Origin of the sequence: Lentzea sp. NPDC092896, from assembly GCF_044754905.1 — a bacterium.
In the GTDB taxonomy this organism is placed as follows: domain Bacteria; phylum Actinomycetota; class Actinomycetes; order Mycobacteriales; family Pseudonocardiaceae; genus Lentzea.
Genome location: NZ_JBIVPX010000004.1, coordinates 94,585 through 112,958, shown reverse-complemented (window position 1 = coordinate 112,958; position 18,374 = coordinate 94,585). Strand labels below are relative to the sequence as shown.

18 protein-coding genes are annotated in these 18,374 nt (G+C 68.7%); 1 reads left to right on the top strand and 17 read right to left on the bottom strand.

Annotated features, from left to right (window positions below; genetic code table 11):
• Positions 1 to 99: 99 nt before the first annotated feature.
• From trmD to ACIQF0_RS21375, 7 genes are all read right to left on the bottom strand, one after another.
• Positions 100 to 846, bottom strand: a complete 747-nt coding sequence (gene trmD / locus ACIQF0_RS21405; protein WP_401031722.1) for a tRNA (guanosine(37)-N1)-methyltransferase TrmD — start codon at positions 844 to 846, stop codon at positions 100 to 102.
• Positions 836 to 1,351, bottom strand: a complete 516-nt coding sequence (rimM, locus tag ACIQF0_RS21400) for a ribosome maturation factor RimM (RefSeq protein WP_093593367.1) — start codon at positions 1,349 to 1,351, stop codon at positions 836 to 838. Before rimM ends, trmD begins: the two co-directional genes overlap by 11 nt.
• Before the next feature lie 19 nt (positions 1,352 to 1,370).
• Positions 1,371 to 1,610 (bottom strand): RNA-binding protein, encoded by a 240-nt coding sequence (locus ACIQF0_RS21395; RefSeq protein ID WP_030468017.1) that lies wholly within the window; start codon positions 1,608 to 1,610, stop codon positions 1,371 to 1,373.
• Positions 1,607 to 2,050 carry a 30S ribosomal protein S16 gene (gene rpsP, locus ACIQF0_RS21390; protein ID WP_319977560.1) on the bottom strand — a complete coding sequence of 148 codons (444 nt, stop codon included), beginning with the start codon at positions 2,048 to 2,050 and terminating at the stop codon, positions 1,607 to 1,609. Before rpsP ends, ACIQF0_RS21395 begins: the two co-directional genes overlap by 4 nt.
• A gap of 125 nt (positions 2,051 to 2,175) precedes the next feature.
• The gene (locus ACIQF0_RS21385; RefSeq protein WP_401031717.1) at positions 2,176 to 2,907 is read right to left on the bottom strand and encodes a LamB/YcsF family protein; all 732 of its coding nucleotides are present in this window, start codon (positions 2,905 to 2,907) and stop codon (positions 2,176 to 2,178) included.
• Positions 2,907 to 3,683 carry a lysostaphin resistance A-like protein gene (locus ACIQF0_RS21380; protein WP_401031714.1) on the bottom strand — a complete coding sequence of 259 codons (777 nt, stop codon included), beginning with the start codon at positions 3,681 to 3,683 and terminating at the stop codon, positions 2,907 to 2,909. Before ACIQF0_RS21380 ends, ACIQF0_RS21385 begins: the two co-directional genes overlap by 1 nt.
• Positions 3,684 to 4,003: 320 nt before the next feature.
• Entirely contained in the window at positions 4,004 to 4,879 is an 876-nt protein-coding gene (locus ACIQF0_RS21375; RefSeq protein WP_401031711.1) for an RNA polymerase sigma-70 factor, read from the bottom strand.
• 115 nt (positions 4,880 to 4,994) lie between these two features.
• On the opposite strand from ACIQF0_RS21375, the gene ACIQF0_RS21370 reads away from it, so the two are divergent.
• A complete protein-coding gene (locus ACIQF0_RS21370) occupies positions 4,995 to 5,474 on the top strand; it encodes a carboxymuconolactone decarboxylase family protein (protein ID WP_360047373.1) in 480 nt (159 codons plus the stop codon).
• On the opposite strand, the gene ACIQF0_RS21365 is transcribed toward ACIQF0_RS21370, so the two are convergent.
• The 10 genes from ACIQF0_RS21365 to ACIQF0_RS21320 all read right to left on the bottom strand — a co-directional run bounded on the left by ACIQF0_RS21365 (position 5,471) and on the right by ACIQF0_RS21320 (position 18,300).
• Positions 5,471 to 6,526 (bottom strand): amidohydrolase family protein, encoded by a 1,056-nt coding sequence (locus ACIQF0_RS21365; RefSeq protein WP_401031708.1) that lies wholly within the window; start codon positions 6,524 to 6,526, stop codon positions 5,471 to 5,473. The genes ACIQF0_RS21370 and ACIQF0_RS21365 overlap by 4 nt on opposite strands.
• 2 nt (positions 6,527 to 6,528) lie before the next feature.
• The gene (gene ffh, locus ACIQF0_RS21360; protein WP_360047375.1) at positions 6,529 to 8,094 is read right to left on the bottom strand and encodes a signal recognition particle protein; all 1,566 of its coding nucleotides are present in this window, start codon (positions 8,092 to 8,094) and stop codon (positions 6,529 to 6,531) included.
• Positions 8,095 to 8,120: 26 nt separating this feature from the next.
• A complete protein-coding gene (locus tag ACIQF0_RS21355) occupies positions 8,121 to 8,735 on the bottom strand; it encodes an HAD family hydrolase (RefSeq protein WP_360047376.1) in 615 nt (204 codons plus the stop codon).
• A complete protein-coding gene (locus ACIQF0_RS21350; RefSeq protein ID WP_360047377.1) occupies positions 8,732 to 9,292 on the bottom strand; it encodes an AAA family ATPase in 561 nt (186 codons plus the stop codon). Before ACIQF0_RS21350 ends, ACIQF0_RS21355 begins: the two co-directional genes overlap by 4 nt.
• 69 nt (positions 9,293 to 9,361) lie before the next feature.
• A complete protein-coding gene (locus ACIQF0_RS21345) occupies positions 9,362 to 10,375 on the bottom strand; it encodes a hypothetical protein (RefSeq protein WP_401031703.1) in 1,014 nt (337 codons plus the stop codon).
• Between the two features lie 281 nt (positions 10,376 to 10,656).
• On the bottom strand, positions 10,657 to 12,981 hold the full coding sequence (locus ACIQF0_RS21340; protein ID WP_360047379.1) for a [protein-PII] uridylyltransferase: 2,325 nt from the start codon (positions 12,979 to 12,981) through the stop codon (positions 10,657 to 10,659).
• An 18-nt stretch (positions 12,982 to 12,999) separates the two neighbouring features.
• Positions 13,000 to 13,338, bottom strand: a complete 339-nt coding sequence (locus tag ACIQF0_RS21335) for a P-II family nitrogen regulator (RefSeq protein ID WP_030479675.1) — start codon at positions 13,336 to 13,338, stop codon at positions 13,000 to 13,002.
• Positions 13,335 to 14,678, bottom strand: coding sequence for an ammonium transporter (locus ACIQF0_RS21330; RefSeq protein WP_401031698.1), 1,344 nt, complete (start codon positions 14,676 to 14,678; stop codon positions 13,335 to 13,337). The genes ACIQF0_RS21335 and ACIQF0_RS21330 overlap by 4 nt, the downstream gene beginning before the upstream one ends.
• A gap of 256 nt (positions 14,679 to 14,934) precedes the next feature.
• A complete protein-coding gene (locus ACIQF0_RS21325; RefSeq protein ID WP_401031695.1) occupies positions 14,935 to 16,713 on the bottom strand; it encodes an FtsX-like permease family protein in 1,779 nt (592 codons plus the stop codon).
• A gap of 54 nt (positions 16,714 to 16,767) precedes the next feature.
• Positions 16,768 to 18,300: an alpha/beta hydrolase gene (locus ACIQF0_RS21320; protein ID WP_401031692.1), complete on the bottom strand. Its 1,533-nt coding sequence runs from the start codon at positions 18,298 to 18,300 to the stop codon at positions 16,768 to 16,770.
• Between the last annotated feature and the right edge of the window lie 74 nt (positions 18,301 to 18,374).

Genomic DNA, 18,374 nt, shown 5'->3' with positions numbered 1-18,374 from the left:
GACATGATGGGGGCTCGGCTTTGGTGCGCATGCCGACATGACACCGGCTGCGGCAACTGTTCCAGTGTGCCAGACCAGGCACCCCGGAATGAAATCGGACTACTCCCCACCCTCGCGCAGGCGCGTGAGCAGGGCTCGGTCGTGCTTGTCGAACGCCTCCGGCGACAGCGATTCCAGCAGGTCAGGACGCCGTTCGAAGGTGCGGGCGAGTGACTGGTCACGTCGCCAGCGGTTGATCAGCTTGTGGTTGCCGGAACGCAGCACGTCCGGCACCGCGAGTTCGCGCCACACCTCGGGCCGCGTGTAGCTCGGCCCTTCGAGCAACCCGTCCTGGAACGAGTCCTCGGCGTGCGACTTCGGGTTGCCGAGCACGCCGGGAAGCAGCCGTGCGACCGCTTCCACGATCGCGAGCACCGCCACCTCGCCACCGACCAACACGTAGTCCCCGATGGACACTTCATCGACGCGAACGCGCCGTGCGGCGTCATCCACCACACGCTGGTCAATGCCTTCGTAGCGACCGCACGCGAACACGAGGTGCGATTCGTTCGCGTACTCGTGCGCAACTTCCTGCGTGAACGGGCGTCCTGCCGGCGTCGGCACGATGAGACGCGTCTCGTCCGTGCACACGTCATCCAGGGCAGGGCCCCAGATGTCGGCCTTCATGACCATGCCGGGCCCACCGCCGTACGGGCTGTCGTCGACAGCCTTGTGCACGTCCTGGGTCCAGTCACGCAGGTCGTGCACGCCGACGCTGATCAGGCCCTTGTCGATCGCCTTCCCGAGCAACGCGGCACGCAGCGGCGCCAGGTACTCGGGGAAGATCGTGACGACGTCAATCTGCATCGAGCAGGCCCTCTGGCGGGTCGATCACGACACGGCCGCCGCGAACGTCCACAGTGGGCACGATCTCGCGCACGAACGGGATCAGCGCCTCGCCGGAGTCACGGATGACCACGAGCAACTCGCCGCCGGGGCCGTGCAGGATCTCCTTGACCGTGCCGATCTTCGTGCCGTCGACGAGTTCGGCCGTGAGCCCTTCGAGCTCGTGGTCGTAGAACTCGTCGGGGTCGCCGGTCGGCGGCAGGTCGTCCGTGCTGCCCAGCAACAACGTGCCGCGCAACGACTCCGCGACATCGCGCGTGACGACTTCCTCGAAACGCACGAGCAGCCGCCCGGCATGAGGCCGGGCGGCTGACACGGTGAGGCTTCGGGACGTCCCGTCACGCAGCTTGGCCTGAATCTTCTGCCCGAGCGCGAACCGCAACTCGGGTGAATCAGTGCGCACGTCAATGGCGAGTTCACCAGTGATCCCGTGCGCCTTGGCCACGCGGCCGACGACGACGTCCATTTGCCCTTTGCAGCTTCGTTCAGCGGTCGGTGTCGACGACGTCGACCCGGACACCACGACCGCCGATACCGGCCATCACGGTGCGCAGAGCCGTCGCGGTGCGACCGCCACGACCGATCACCTTGCCGAGGTCGTCCGGGTGGACGTGGACCTCGAGGGTGCGGCCGCGGCGGGTCGTGACGAGGTTCACCCGGACGTCGTCCGGGTGGTCGACGATGCCGCGAACGAGGTGTTCGAGGGCGTCAGCCAACAAACTCACGCCTCGTCCTTGGGCGCCTCGGCCTCAGCCTTGGGGGCGTCGTCGGCCTTCTTGGCCTTCTTCGCCTTCGGCGTGGTGGCGTCGGTCATCGGCTCCTCGTTGGCGGCCGCGAGCGCGGCGGCGAAGAGCTCGGCCTTCGGGGTCTTCGGCTCCTTGACGCGCAGCGTGCCCTCGGTGCCCGGCAGGCCCTTGAACTTCTGCCAGTCACCGGTGATCTCCAGCAGGCGCTGGACCGACTCGGTCGGCTGCGCGCCGACACCCAGCCAGTACTGCGCGCGCTCGGAGTCGACCGCGATGAACGACGGCTCTTCCTTGGGGTGGTACTTGCCGATCGTCTCGATGGCCTTGCCGTCGCGACGGGTGCGCGCGTCGGCGACCACGATGCGGTAGTACGGCTGGCGGATCTTGCCGAGACGCTGAAGCTTGATCTTGACGGCCATGGGCCTGGTACTCCTCGAAAGCTCTGTGTTGATGATTCGCACAGCCGTGGCCCGGGCAGAGGGGCCGGCCACGACGGACAGCGAGCAATTCTGCCAGATGGGGAACGGTGGATCCGAATCGGGTCCTACGCGAACGCCCGCACGGTGCCGAGCGCTTCCCTGACGGCGCGCGCGTGCGCGACCGCTCCTGGCGTGTCGCCGTGCACGCACAACGACTCGGCCTGGACCTTGATGACCGCTCCGTCGACGGCGACCAACTCTCCCGCGAGGAGGCGCACGGCGCGTTCGACGACCTGTTTCGTGTCGGTGAGCAGAGCGTTCGACTGCCCACGCGGCACGAGGGTGCCGTCCGGCAGGTAGCCGCGGTCGGCGAACGCCTCCTGCACGGCGCGCAGGCCGGCGGCTTCCGCCCGGTGCAGGAGGTGGGAGAACGGCAAACCGAGGATCGGCAGGTCCTTGAACGCCCTGACGCCGTCGACCACGGCTTTGGCCTGCTTCTCGTGGTGCACCGTCGCGTTGTAAAGCGCGCCGTGCGGCTTCACGTACGCGACCTCGGTGCCTGCTGCTCGCGCACACGCGTCGAGCGCACCGATCTGGTACAGCACCTCGTCGGCCAGTTCGGCGGGGTCGACGTCGATGAACCGCCGCCCGAAGCCCGCCAGGTCGCGATAACTGACCTGGGCGCCGACCTTCACCCCGTTCTTGGCGGCTTCCTCGCACACCTTGCGCATGGTGGACGGATCACCGGCGTGGAAGCCGCACGCGACGTTCGCGCTGGTGATGACGCCCAGCAACGCGTTGTCGTCGCCGAGCTTCCAGATGCCGAAGCCCTCGCCGAGGTCGCTGTTCAGGTCCATCACATGACTCCGGCGGAGACGAGCAGGAGCGTGAGCCCTGGCAGGAAGTTGTTCATCACGTGCGCCACGATGCTCGCCCCGAGCCTGCGGGTGAGCAGCCGGGCTATGCCGATCGGGATGGCGATCACCAGCAGCAACGACGTGCGCAGCGGCTCGAAGTGGCCGATCGCGAAGATCACCGTGGTGAGCCCGAACGCGGCCCACCGGCTCCAGCCCTGGCGTTCGACGGCGCCCCACAGCAGGCCGCGGTAGATGATCTCCTCGCAGACCGGCCCGATGAGGCTGACGTAGAGGAACATCGTGATCGCCGCGGAGAGCGGCAGGTTCGAGCCGGACAGCAGGTCGCCGACCGCGCTCGTGGCGTTCTCCTCGCCGACGACCTTCGCCCAGATCGTCGCGGCGGAGTAGGTGAGGACGAGGCCGAGGATGCCGAGCTTCAGGCCGATCGCCAGGTCCTCTTTGGTCATGCTCAGGCGCAGGTCGATCCTCGGGCCGTTGCCGCGCACGTACGTGATCACGATGGCGGTGCCGGCCGCGAGAATCGTCGGCACGATCGAGCCGACCAGGACCAGCGGCACCGACTGCAGCAGGTTCACGCCGAACTGCTTGGCGATCGCCGTGATGAACACGGCACTCAGGATGAAAACGGCTTCCACCAGCAGGAACGCGCCGAACCCCCAGCGCTGGCCGACCCGCTCGGGCTCCGGGTTGCGGCTGATGTCCCGCACGCTCTCGATGAAGCCGCGCTTCGGCTTCAGGGATTCCGCTTCACTCACGCTCTGCAATCTAGTCACGCGGCGGCTACCAGCGGACGAACAGCAGGCACTGGCACACTCATGATCAGCCCACCTCGCGATCGACGGCTTCTGAAGCACCGATGCGCTGTCGGTGCCTCGCGATACGCTTGGAGTGGGGACCGCGAGCCCCCTCGGGGGACGCTGCCGCCCCCGAATCCGAGGCTACTGTGCGGCACCGACACGAACGGGGCCAAGCACCTGGCCAAAAGATGGTCAGATCGAGTCCCCGCCGGATGTCCCACTCCTGGTGAGTGGATCGGCGTACAAACGCTGCTACTAAACCCCCGCGCCGCTGATCATCAGCGCTTCAGGGTCGTCTCCTGCTCCATGTGCGAGAGCTTGGCGGGGTTGCGCACCGCGTACAGGCCGCTGATCCGGCCGTCCTCCACGCGCACCGCGATCACCGTGTCGAGTTCGCCGTCGAACCGCACGATCAGCGCCGGATAACCGTTGGCCTGGGCAGGCTCCATCGTCCATCCGGTGACCTTCAGCAGGCCGCCGAGCAGCATCCGCGCCACCTTCGACGCACCCACGACGGGGCGCGGGACGGCCTGCTTCACACCGCCGCCGTCGCCGAGGAACACGACGTCCGGCGCCAGCAGGTCCAGCAGGGCCTGGAGATCACCCGTTTCGGTGGCGCGCTGGAACGCCGCCAGCGCCTCGCGGGACTGCGACTGGGTCACGACCTCGCGCGGGCGGCGGGCGGCCACGTGCGAGCGGGCCCGGTGGGCGATCTGGCGGACGGCGGCCGGGTTCTTGTCGACGGCGGCGGCGATCTCGTCGTAGTCCAGGTCGAAGACCTCGCGCAGGACGAAGACCGCCCGTTCGGTCGGGGTGAGGGTCTCGAGCACCAGCATCACGGCCATCGAGACGCTGTCGGCCAGTTCGACGTCCTCAGCGACGTCCGGGGCGGTCAGCAACGGCTCCGGCAGCCAGGAGCCGACGTAGGACTCCTTGCGGCGGCCCAGGGTGCGCAGGCGGCCGAGGGCCTGGCGGGTGACGATCCGGACCAGGTAGGCGCGGTGGTTCTCGACGACGCCGTGGTCCACGCCCGACCACTTCAGCCACGTCTCCTGCAGCACGTCCTCGGCGTCGGCGGCCGAGCCGAGCATCTCGTAGGCGATCGTGAAGAGCAGGTTGCGGTGGCTGACGAACGTGTCGGTGGCGGCGTCCATGGACACAAGACACCAGCCGGCGGCGGTTTGTGACAGTGGGCTGGATCACAGTCACACGGAGCGGGGCACCGGCATCTCGTGGTCGTCAAGCAAGTCCACGAGGGAGGAAAAGATCATGGAACCGCGCTTCGACCTCTTCGGCACCGAGACCGGCAGCAAGCTCGCGAAGCGGTTCGCGGGCCTCGGACAGGCCGTGCACCAGACGTCGCTGCCCGCGATCACGGCGGAACTGGTCAGCCTGCGGGCGAGCCAACTGAACGGCTGCGGCTTCTGCCTCGACATGCACGTCAAGGAGGCCATCGCGGCGGGCGAGGACCCACTGCGCCTGCACCTGGTGGCCGGCTGGCGCGAGACCACGGTGTTCACCGAGGCCGAGCAGGCCGCGCTGGCGTTCACCGAGGAGGGCACCGTGCTCACCCGTGACGGCGTGAGCGACGAGACCTGGGACAACGTGCGCAAGCACTTCGACGACGAACAGGTCGCGGCGCTGGTCTGCCTGCTCGGGCTGATCAACGCCGCCAACCGGATGGCCGTCATCACGCACCAGAAGGGCGGCTCGTACCAGATCGGTGCGATGGCCCAGTTCAAGGACTAGTGGATCCGGCCCCTGAGCATGATCATGCGCGGCGTCCGGAGAGTCTCCAGATTCTCCCGCGGGTCCTCGTCGTAGACGACGATGTCCGCGGCCGCGCCCTCGGTCAGCGACGGGAAGCCGAGCCACTCGCGGGCACCCCACGACGCGGCGCCGATGGCGTCCAGAGCGCTCATCCCCACGCCGTGCAGCGCGACGATCTCGTCGACGATGCGGCCGTGCTGGATGCCACCGCCCGCGTCGGTGCCCGCGTAGACCTTGACGCCCGCCTCGATCGCGGACGCCACGGTGGTCGAGACACGTGCGTGCAGGTCACGCATGTGGTTCGCGTACTTCGGGTACTTGCCGGCCTTGTCCGCGATGCCGGGGAACGTCTCGATGTTGATCAGCGTGGGCACCAGCGCGGTGCCGTGCTCCGCCATCAACGAGATCGTGTCGCCGGTCAGGCCGGTGCCGTGCTCGATGCAGTCGATGCCCGCGTTGATCAGACCCGGCAGCGCGTCCTCACCGAAGACGTGCGCCGTCACTCGCGCACCGGCGGCGTGGGCGACCTTGATGGCCTGCGCCAGTTCCTCGTCCGTCCACAGTGGAGCCAGATCGCCCTCGCCGCGGTCGATCCAGTCGCCGACGAGTTTGACCCAGCCGTCGCCGTTCGCGACCTGCTCGGCCACGGCCGACGCGAGATCCGACTCGATCTCCACGCCGATGTACGGGATGTAGCGCTTCGGGCGGGCGATGTGCCGGCCCGACCGGATGATCCGCGGCAGGTCGAGGCGCTCCTGCAACGGCGTCGTGTCGATCGGCGAACCGCAGTCGCGGATCAGCAACGTGCCCGCGGCGCGGTCCGTGAGCGCCTGCTCGACGGCCTCGGACAACTCGACGCCGCCCTGCGGGCCCAGGCCGACGTGGCAGTGCGCGTCGACCAGGCCGGGAACCAGGAACCCGCCGTCGACTACGGTCTGCGCGTTCGGCACCGGCTGGGTGCGGACGCGGCCGTTGACGACCCACAGGTCTCGCGGCTCGCCGTCCGGCAGGACGACGCCGCGCAGGTGCATGGTCACTTCTTCTTGTCGTCCCCGTCGAACTTGAACTTCGACGGGTCGAAGCCGGGAGGAAGCTCGTTCAGGCCGCCCAGGTTCGGCAGGCCACCGCCGGGAGGCATGCCCGGAATCCCGCCGGGGGGCATGCCGGGCATGCCACCGGGGAACATCCCGGGCGGGAAGCCGCCCTTGATCTTGGGAGGCGTCGGGCCGCGTCCGCCCTTGCCCTTCTTCCCCTTCTTGCCCTTGCGGGTCTTGCTGCCGCCACCGCCGCCGAAGCCCATCCGGCCGGCCATCGACGCCATCATCTTGCGAGCCTCGAAGAAGCGGTTGACCAGGTCGTTGACGTCGCTGACCTTGACGCCGGAGCCGTTCGCGATGCGCAGCCGGCGGGACCCGTTGATCAGTTTGGGGTCGTCGCGCTCGGCCGGGGTCATGCCGCGGATGATCGCCTGGATGCGGTCGAGGTGCTTCTCGTCCAGCATGCCGAGCTGGTCCTTCATCTGCCCGGCGCCGGGCAGCATGCCGAGCAGGTTCGCGATCGGGCCCATCTTGCGGATCGCGAGCATCTGCTCCAGGAAGTCCTCGAGCGTCAACTGGCCGGAGTGCAGCTTCGCCGCGGCCTTCTCGGCCTGGTCCTGGTCGAAGTGCTGCTCTGCCTGCTCGATCAGGGTGAGGACGTCACCCATGCCGAGGATGCGCGACGCCATCCGGTCCGGGTGGAAGACGTCGAAGTCCTCGAGCTTCTCACCGTTGGACGCGAAGAGGATCGGCTGGCCGGTGACCTCGCGGACCGACAACGCGGCACCACCGCGGGCGTCGCCGTCGAGCTTGGTGAGCACGACACCGGTGAAGCCGACACCGTCGCGGAACGCCGTGGCGGTGTTGATCGCGTCCTGACCGACCATGGCGTCGACCACGAACAGGATCTCGTCGGGGTTGACCGCGGCCCGGATGTCGATGGCCTGCTGCATCATCTCCTCGTCGACACCGAGCCGGCCGGCCGTGTCGACGAGGACGATGTCGTGCTGCCTGGCCTTGGCCTCCGCGATGCCGAGGCGCGAGACCTCGACGGGGTTGCCGACGCCGTTGCCGGGCTCGGGAGCGAAGACGGGCACGCCCGCGCGCTCACCGACGACCTGGAGCTGCGTCACGGCGTTCGGGCGCTGCAGGTCGGCGGCGACGAGCAGCGGGGTGTGGCCCTGGCCCTTGAGCCACTTGGCCAGCTTGCCCGCAAGCGTCGTCTTACCGGCACCCTGCAGACCCGCCAGCATGATCACCGACGGAGGGTTCTTCGCGAGGTTCAGCCGCCGCGTCTCGCCACCGAGGACGTTGACGAGCTCCTCGTTGACGATCTTCACGACCTGCTGCGCCGGGTTCAGCGCCTGGTGGACCTCGGCGCCCTTGGCACGTTCCTTCACCTTCGCGATGAAGTTGCGCACAACGGGCAGCGCGACGTCGGCCTCGAGCAGGGCGACCCTGATCTCGCGGGCGGTCGCGTCGATGTCGGCGTCGCTGAGCCGGCCCTTGCCGCGAAGGCCCTGGAGAACCGTGGTCAGCCGGTCGGAAAGCGTGGAGAACACGCCTTCCAGACTAGCTAACCGAACGTTCACCCGATCCCGTGGCTCGCCAGGGCGTCCAGGAGCACCGGCTCACGACGTCCGACCGGAGCAGTGGAGATCTGCGCGAACCGCAGCCCGGCCGACACCGCTGCTCCATCCGCCACCGGGTCGTCGCCGACGTACAGGCACTCGGACGGCTCGACGTCGAGCCGGACGCAGGCGGCGTCGAAGGCCCGTGCGGACGGCTTCGAGACACCGATCTCGTAGGACAACGCGAAGGCGTCCACGGACAGCGACTCGCGCTCGAACACGCGGCGGATGTCCCACGAGATGTTGCTCAGCACCCCGACCTTCAGCGGCTTCACCAGGTTCAGGGCCGCGGCCGTGTCGGTGTAGGGCAGCCAGAACGCCGGGTTGTGCAGACGTTGGAACAACTCGTCGGTCATCGTGAGGCCCGCCAGCCGGAACAGGGTCCAGTGGGCGGAGCGGTTGGCGAGCGCGGTGAGGTCGCGGGCGTCCCAAACCGCGCGCTCGGCGGCGTTCATTCGCGCCACGAACGGCGCCGGGGCGCGCAACACGGTGAGGTGCCGCGGCGAGAGCCATTGGTAGGTCGGGCGCCCGAAGAGGGTGCCTGCGAAGTCGAAGAGGACAGCCTTGATCACGACACCATGATGCGCAGACCACCCGAGGTCCCCGCACGGGTGAGGAGCGTCACGCCGCTGAATCCGAACGGCACCCAACCCGCCTCGAACTGCGCACGCATCGACGAGCCGCGGCGGACGTGTCGCTCGAAAGCGTGAGTGCGGACGACGCGCTTGCGGGCGATCTGGCCGTCCAGGGCCTGCGCCGCCGAGGCGTCCAGCCACAGGAAGTGGCGGGAACGCCCCGACAGCAGTCCGGCGAGCACCAGCATGAAACGCGTGCCGGGCCTGGTGGACGGCTCGTGCACCACCAGCAGGCCCGCGCAGAACAGCGCTGACCAGAACACGCGCAACCGGTGCGTGAGGTGCACGAAGACGCGCCAGTACTTGTACGGCAGCGGTACGCGTGGTTCGAGCCACATGCGCACCTGGTCGGAGTCGAGCACGGTGACCGGCTCGTCCGCGTCGAGGCGGGTGAGCAGCGTCGTCTTGCCCGCGCCGGGAATCCCGGCGAGGACCACGAGCGAGCGCTTGCGCACCCGGACGACTGCGGCTTGCGTGTTCAACACGGCGGTCATGTCCTAGAAGACGTCTTGACCATCCTTCTCGTTCAGTTTGGTCCGATTTCGGCCGAAATGCACAGGGGTTCAGCGCCAGACGACGGCGTGATAGGTGCCGTTGGCGAAGTTCGCGACGCCGATGACCTGCCCGACCTCGCTCAGCCCGCTCACGGAGTGACGTGCGGCACTCGGCAGCCCTGGCAGCAACGTCTGCGTGCCCGCCATGTTCCAGGTCGCGGCCGAGGTGCCCATGGTGCCCGCGACGACACCGGAGTTGTTCACCTCGGCAGCGCTCGAAGGTGCGGGCGCCAGCACGGCACTGCCGCCACCGAAGAGATCCCACCTGATCGCCTGCGACGCAAGCTCGCCGACCGCGAACCCGTTGTCGTTGATGTCGAACGGCCGCGCGCCTGCGCCCAACTGGGTGCGGGTGTTGTCGCGCAACCAGAGCACGCCGTTGGTGCCCACGGTGCCGCCCGCGTCGGCGAGCTGGTTGACCGCGAGCAACGTGCCGCTGTCGAGCACGGTCCGCACGCCGGACGCGTTCCAGCGCACCACATCGCTGCCGGTGGACCCGACGGCCCAGCCCGCGTCGGTCACGTGGTGCGCGCTGCCCGCGCCCAGGATCCTGGCGTCACCGATGGAGTCCCACAGGACCGCCTGGCTCACACCGTTGATCGTGGCGGCGCCCGCGACGGTGCCGGCGTCGTTGACGTCGAACGCGACGGAGCTCGTCGCACCCGCCACCGCCAGCTGCACCAGTGCGCCGGAAGGGTTCCACTTCACCGCCTGTGCCTGGCCTGCCGAGTTCACGGCGTAGCCGGTGACCACGCCGTCTCGGTTGATGGCGGTGGCCTGCGAGTCGAATCCGAGGTCCGCGAGCTTCCTGATCCCGTCGAACCGGTCCCAGCGCACGGCGTGCTGCGAGGTGCCTGTGCCGTAGGAGACGCCGGCGATCGAGCCGGAGTCGTTGATGTCGATCGCCGTGCTACGGAGATCACCCGGCAACGTGCCGAGGTCCTCCACGGCCAGTGGAGCCGCTTGAGCGGTGGCGGGAACGATCAGGGCCGCGACGACGGCGGCCACCATGGCGGTTCTCAAAGTTCTTCCTCCCCAGTCAGAACAACGAGAACCTGACACTGCCCGGACGCCGCGAAGGTTGTCCAGGAAGCTGTCTCGTTGTCAGAACCGGGAAACAGCGGCGGTGGTGCGAGTGCGCGGTACCTCCCCCGGCGCCGTCACTCGTCACCACCACCCTCTGCCCGTCCGGGAAGCGATCCACCCCTCGAGGACGCTTTCCGGACACCACGAACACTGCCGTGTTTCGGAACCGCGCAGGAGCGTGAGCACCCGGAGAGGTTGTGCGTAGAGCTACTCAACCTCTACCTGGCCGCGTCCAGCACCGCCCGTTCGATCCGGCGCCGGTCGAGGTCGGAGCCCGCGATGCTGAACGAGTCGACGACCGTCGCGCCCAACGTGGACACGCGCGCCCACTGCACGTCGGCGCCGCACTGCTCCAGCGCACCGGCCACGCGGTGCAGCAGCCCGATCCGGTCCGCGGCCCGCAGTTCCAGCACCACCGCGCCGGTCGCCTCGTCGTCGAACCACAGGACCTTCGAGGGCGGCGGGTCGAGCGGCGGGCCGCCGTAGTCGCGTTCCTTCGCGGCGAGCTTGTCGGCCAACGGAAGCGAGCCGTCGATCGCCCTGGACAGCTGTTCGCGCAGCAGCGTCGCGTCCGGCAGCGACCCGAACCGCGGCGACACCGTGAACGCGTCCACCGTCGCGCCGCCGTGCGAGTGCAACGTCGCCGCGTGGACCTCCAGCGAGTTCAACGCGAGCACGCCGGCGGCCTTGGACAGCAGTCCAGGACGGTCCGGCGCGATCACCGTCACGAGCGCCGCGTGGTCCTGCTTCTCCAGCAGCACGTCCGGCTTTCCCGACGCCGCAACGCGTTCCGCCATCGCCACGTGCACCGGGTCGAGCGGTTCCGGTTTGGGCAACGGCTCTCCCGCCATCGCCTTGCGGCAGCGGGAGACCAGGTCGGCCATCAGCGCGGCCTTCCAGTCCGTCCACACGCCAGGCCCGGTCGCGATGGAGTCCGACTCCGCCAGCGCGTACAGCAGTTCCAGCAGGACCGCGTCACCGTTGAGCGTCTCCACCACGCGGTGCACGGTCGCCTCGTCCTCGACGTCCCGCCGGGTCGCGGTGTGCGGCAACAGCAGGTGGTGCCGCACCATCATCGACAACGTCTCGACGTCCTGCGGCCACAGCCCGATCCGTTCGCCGATCTGGGTCGCCAGCGCGGCCCCGACCTCGGAGTGGTCCTGCTGCCGGCCCTTGCCGATGTCGTGGATCAACGCGCCCAGCAGCAGCAGGTCGGGCCGCGACACCGTGGTCACCAGCCTGGCCGCGTGGGCGACGGTCTGCACCAGGTGCCGGTCGACCGTCCACATGTGCGCGGCGTCGCGCGGCGGCAGGTCCCGCACCGCACCCCACTCGGGGAACAGCCGGCCCCACAGATCCGTGCGGTCCAACGCTTCCACGACGTCCACGAGTCCACTGCCGCTGCCCAGCAACGCCAGCAGTTCCTCACGGGCCTCGCGCGGCCACGGCTGGCGCAGCTCCGGCGCCGAGTCCGCGAGCCGGGACAACGTTCCTGTCGCGATCGGGTGCTTGCTGCGTGCCGCCGCCGTCGCGACACGAAGCAACAACGCGGGATCACGGCTGGGAATCGCGTCACGGGCGAGCGAGACCTCAGACCCGTGCAGCACCACGCCTTCGTCCAACGGCCTGCGCGGCGGCTGTCCCCTCAGGAACGCGCCGAGCCCGCGTTTCGGGGCGGCCGCGCGGGCCGTTCGCATCGCCACGTCGAACGCGTAGACGACCGTCCGTGCGGCGGAGGAAAGCGAACGGGCCAAAGCGAAGCGGTCGGTCAGACCGAGCGCGGAGGCCACCTCGTCGCCGTCCTGCGCCCGCAGCACGTCACGAGGTTTCCGTGCGGCACGACGAAGTTCGGTGCGCACGTCCAGCAGCAGCTTGCGGGCTTCGTCGACGTCGGCGGACGGTCTGTCCACCACCTGCGCGACCGACAGCGCGTCCAGGATCGTGACGTCCCGCAGCCCGCCGCGGCCGTGCTTGAGGTCGGGTTCGACGCGGTGCGCGATCTCGCCGCTGCGGCCCCAGCGCTTCTGCGACGACTCGGCGATCTCGTCCAGCCGGTTGCGCACGTTCCCGCGCCACGCCTGCTTCGCGCCTTCGGCGAGCTTCTGGGTGACCTCGGGGTCGCCCGCGATGTGGCGGATGTCCAGCAGCCCCAACGCGGTGCGCAGATCGCCTGCCGCGACTCTCAGGGCTTCACCGACCGTGCGGACCGAGTGGTCGAGTCCGATGCCGGAGTTCCACAGTGGATACCAAAGCTTCTCGGCTATCTCGTCGACGTTCTTGACGCCGTTGTGCACCAGGACCAGATCCAGGTCGGAATAGGGCACGAGCTCGCGCCGCCCCAGCCCGCCGACCGCCACGAGCGCGATACCCGATCCGGATATCCCCGCTCCCCCCGCATGTTTGGTCAACCAGAACTCGTGCAGATCCACGAGTGCTTCGCGCAAAGGTTCGGCGGCCAAGCGACGACGACCTGGCACGAGCAGCCTTTCGCGTGCTCGCACCAGGTCGTCAGCCGTGACGACGGCCGTTTGGTTGTTCTCCACGGGCCGTCTCCTCAGTTTTTACAGCGCATCCGATCCACGTTCGCCCGTGCGCACACGGACAACGGTTTCGACCGGAGTGACCCACACCTTGCCGTCGCCGATCTTGCCGGTACGGGCGGCCTCGACCACCGCTTCCAGCACCTTCTCGACGGCCGTGTCGTCGATGACGACCTCGATCTTGATCTTGGGCACGAAGTCCACCGAGTACTCCGCACCGCGGTAGACCTCGGTGTGGCCCTTCTGGCGGCCGTAGCCCTGCACTTCACTGACCGTCATGCCCAGCACCCCGAGCTGTTCGAGGGCGCCCTTCACGTCGTCCAGGGTGAACGGCTTGATGATCGCGGTGACCAGCTTCATTTCTTGTTGCTCCCCTCGAGGACCGCGGTCGCGCCCGCGGCCACGCTCGGCTTGCCGGTACCACGCGCGCTGGTGAGGCTGCCGTACTCGTACGCCCGCTCAGCGTGCTCGGACTCGTCGATGCTCGCCACCTCGGCCTCTTCCGACGCGCGGAAGCCGACGGTGAACTTCACCAGGTAGCCGAGTGCGAGGCTCAGGACGAAGGAGTAGCCGAGCACCGCGAAGGCACCGACGGCCTGGCGCCAGAGCTGGTCGACGCCGCCGCCGTAGAACAGGCCGTTGACCTTGGCCGGGGCCGACTCGCTGGCGAAAAGGCCGATCAGGATCGTGCCGGACAGACCACCGACGAGGTGCACGCCGACGACGTCGAGCGAGTCGTCGAAGCCGAAGCGGTACTTGAGCGACACGGCCAGGGCGCAGAGGACACCGGTGATCGCACCGATCGCGATGGCGCCGACCGGGGTGACCGACGAACAGGCGGGCGTGATCGCGACCAGACCGGCGATGACACCGGACGCCGCACCGAGCGTGGTGGCCTTGCCGTCACGGATGCGCTCCGTGAGCAGCCAGCCGAGCATCGCCGCGCAGGTGGCGACGAGCGTGTTGATGAACGTGACGCCGGCGAGGCCGTTCGCACCGAGGGCGGAACCGGCGTTGAACCCGAACCAGCCGAACCACAGCAGACCGGCGCCGAGCACGACCAGCGGCAGGCTGTGCGGCTTCATCGGCTCCTTCGGCCAGCCGACGCGCTTGCCGAGCACGATCGCCAGCGCGAGACCCGCGGCACCGGCGTTGATGTGCACTGCCGTACCACCGGCGAAGTCGATCGCGAGGAGCTTGTTGGCGATCCAGCCACCGGGGTCGACGACGTTGCCGGCCGCGTCCTTGCCGTCGAAGTCGAACACCCAGTGCGCGACCGGGAAGTAGACGATCGTGGCCCACAGGCCGGCGAACAGCAGCCACGGGCCGAAGCGGGCGCGGTCGGCGATCGCACCGGAGATCAGCGCGACCGTGATGATCGCGAACATCGCCTGGAACGCCACGAACACGGTGCTCGGGATCTTGCCCGACAGCGAGTCGGCGCCCAGCAGCCCGTCGAGGCCGAAGAACTCGAACGGCTTGCCCAGCAGGCCTCCGGCGACGTCCGCACCGAATGCCGTCGAGTACCCGAAGAGCACCCAGAGGACACCGACCACGGCCATCGCGCCCAGGCTCATCATCATCATGTTGAGCACGCTCTTCGAACGGACCATGCCTCCGTAGAAGAAGGCAAGGCCCGGCGTCATCAGCAGCACCAATGCGGCGCTGGTGAGCACCCAGGCGGTGTCCCCTGTATCCACTTCGACCTCCACTGCACGTCGGTTGCAGGGAGCATCGAGATGTCCTGTTTCACCCACCCACGCCCAACGTTTCGCGGAGGTGAACTGTCGACCTGGACGTGTTACGTCCGCGTTTCGCGGCGTTCACGGACTCGATTCGGCCACCTCACCGCGTCGAGGTGATAACGAGAAGTAGTCGCGAGAAGTAGTCGGAGGCTCCCCTTCCGGGGCATTGCGGCCGTGCGCGGCGGGTCCGCCGGCCACTCCGAGTCCACGGTCATTCGCGGCGGACCGACTCCGCACCGGTGCTCCGCCCCAGCAGCACCAGCGGTGTCGAGGCGATCAGCAACGCCGCCACCAGACCGCACGCGACCACCACCGCGAACCCGAGCGTCGGCAACGGCCCCTTCGTCGCGACCAGCGTGAGCACGCCCAGCACCACGCCGAGCCCGGTCATCGCCACCAGCGGCACGCCCGTCTCCAGCAACACGACCCTGCGCAACTGACCGAGCGTCGTGCCGGACGCGCGCAGCAACGCGAACGACCGCCGCCGTTCGAGCACGCCTCCCACCGCGCCGGCGGCCAGACCGCATCCCGCCACCACCACGATGACGACGAGAGAGAAGTGGACGGCGGACTCGACGTCGTTCCAGAGCCGTTGCTCGCGCAGCACGAACTCGCGGCGGGTGTTGATGATGGCCCGTGGCGCGGCGACGGCCTCGCGGGTGCGGATGCGTTCCTCGTCGTCCACCGTGCCGTCGCTGACGATCTGGCGGTCGCGGCCGTCGAACACGGTCACGACGCCGGGCGGGGTGGCGGTGCCGGGCAGGTCGCCGTACGCGCTGACCAGGCCGCTGAGGTAGGTCGCCGCGAAGGCCGCGAACACCAGGGCGCCCGCCGCCCGGAACGACGCCTTCGGGTCCTGCTCGATCCGGCGCGCGGCCAGCACCGTCGTGGCGCTGGAGGCGTGCGCGAGCAGCCGTCCGATCTGCAGGCACACCCACGGCCCCACGATCGTCACACCGACCAAGGTCGCGATCATGAACAACGGCGCCAGCTCGTCGAAGCCGGCGGACGAGGTGTACGTGACCAGGAACAACCCGCCGAGGCCGATCACCAGCGGCAGCACGCGCACGGCGGTCGGCGGTTTCGACGCGGCACGCCGGAGGATCCCGAGCGGCCCGATGTCGACGCGGCGCAGCGAGAGCACGGAGACCACGATCGCGAGCAACGGCACGAGAGCCAGCACGGCCAACGGCGCGCGCACATCAGCGGCGTGGAACGGGAAGCCCTCGTACGTCATCGAGGAAGCGAACACACGACGCAGCACTTCGTAGGCGACCCAACCCGCGAACGTTCCCGCCACAGCCGCGATCCCGGTCTCGGCGGCCGCGATCAGCGCCGTCTGCGACCGGGTGGCGCCGACCAGCCTCAACGCGGCCAGGCGGCGTTCCCGCTGGGCCGCGGCGATTCTGGTCGCCATCGCCACGAACACCACGACGGGCACGAGCAGCAGCAACGCCGCGATCCCGAGAAGGATCCGGGTGAACGCGAAGAACGCGTGGTCAGGCTCGGCAGCGATGCCGGACGCGGTGAACATGCCGGGCACCTGCCCGCCGACCACGGCGACGAGTTGCGCGGGATGGGCCAGCAGGTCCACGGGAATCGTGCCGACGACCACGCCCGGATAGCGATCATCGAGTTGATCGTCCGGAGTGGACTCGAACAGGCGCTGCATCGCCGGTGAGGCAACGACCTCACCGGGACGCGGCAACGGGAAGCCGGGCGAAGGAGCGGAGGGACCGACGTCGGCGACGTGGATCCGCAGCATCTGCTCGCCGTGGAAGTAGTCGGTGACGGCCAGCCACCGCACAGAGCCGGAACCGGGCGTGTCCGCGCGGGTGTACTGCCACGCCGAACGGTCGGAACGCCCCTGCAGCGCGCCCTGAGCCGCGAGACAGAGCATCAACACCGTGACGCCAACGGCCACACCGGCTGCCGTGAACGCGAAACGCGCCCACGCACCCTTACCGCGAGGCCACCACAGGCCAGCCATGGCGCAGGACTATACCCCCGGCGTATACACCGGGGGTATAGCGACTGACCAGCGTTAGCGGACCGAGAACGGGCCGGACGGAATCCGCGGCTTCACGGACATGACCGACTGGGCCGGCGGCTCGACCGCGGCGCACGAGGTGCCGTTGCGCGGCAGCTTGAGCGACACCAGGTACTCGTTGTTGATCTTCAGCGTGCACTCGCTGCGGTCGTAGACGCCGTGGCCCCAGCCTTCGTAGGTCACGAAGACGGTGGTGTCACGGGTCTGACGGTGCGCGTTGACAGCCCACTCGTACGCCGTCGCCGGGTCGTGCTTGGCGTTGGTGAGCAGGATCTTCGGCGAGTTCTTGATCTTCAGCGTGCGCTGCGGGTTCGTGGCCTTCGGGAACCCGACGCAGCCCATCATGGCGCCGTGGCCGAGCGACGAGCCACGCGTGTTCGGCGCGATCCGGTACTCGGACTTCACCAGCGACTGGTACTCGCCCCACGAGCTGACGCGGAGGTTGTAGTCGTTGCAGAAGATGCCCGGGAACGGGTTGTCGAACGTCTCGTCAGCCGCGAACGCCGAGAAGGCCGACTTCGGAGCCTGCGTGCCGTCGATGATCTGCTTGATCTGCTCGGCGAACCGCTGCCAGCTCGGCCCGTAGGCCATGCTGACCACACCGCCACCGAGGTCCTCCGGCGTCATCTTGACGGTCGGGTCCCACGGCGCGGGCACCTCACCGCGCTCCGCCTTGGCCAGCAGGTCCTTCCAGATCTTGCGGAGGTCCTGGCCGGCGAACGGCGAGGTCGCCGTGCGGTCGTTCCACTTGATCCACTCGTTGAACGAGTCCTCGGCGGTGCGCGCCTCGGAGTCGAGGAACTGCTTGGTGCCGAGGCTGTGGTCCATGTTGGAGTCGATGATCATGGCGCGGATGTTCTTGCCGAACTTCTCCGCGTAGTGCTGGCCCATGATCGTGCCGTACGAGATGCCGTAGTAGTTGATCTTCTGCTCGCCCAGCGCGCGGCGGATGGAGTCGATGTCCTGCGCCACCTCCGCGGTCGAGGCGAAGTTGAAGATCGCGCCGCTCTGCTTGGCGCAGTCCTCGCGCAGCGCCTTGTTGAACGTGACCAGGGCGTCGAACTCGGCCTTGGTCTTCGGGTAGCTCGACGGCGTCTTCTGCAGCAGCTCCGCCGAGCACTTGATCGGCGCACTGCGCGCGACACCACGCGGGTCGAACCCGATGACGTCGAACTTGTCGATGATCTCCTTGCTGAAGTACCCGTCGGCGAACATCGAGAAGTCGACGCCCGAACCGCCCGGTCCGCCGGGGTTGATCACCATCGCGCCGATGCGCTTGGACGGGTCGGCCGCCTTCAGGCGCGACACGGCCAGCTTGAACTTCTCACCGTTCGGCTTCTTGTAGTCGATCGGCAACTCGAGGAAGCCGCAGTCGACCGTCGGCTTCTCCTCGCACGGCTTCCAGTCGATCGCGCCGACCTGGTACTCCGGCTGCCCTTCCGGAGCCGCGATCGCGACCTGACTCGCGCCTAGAACCAATGCAGAACTGGCGATCGCGGCGCCGAAGGCGCGCACCATCGGTTGCATGGAATTCCTCCCTGGATCCCCGAACTTGCGGGAGGAACGCTTCCACCGATCGTGTGACGCAGACAACCGACCTA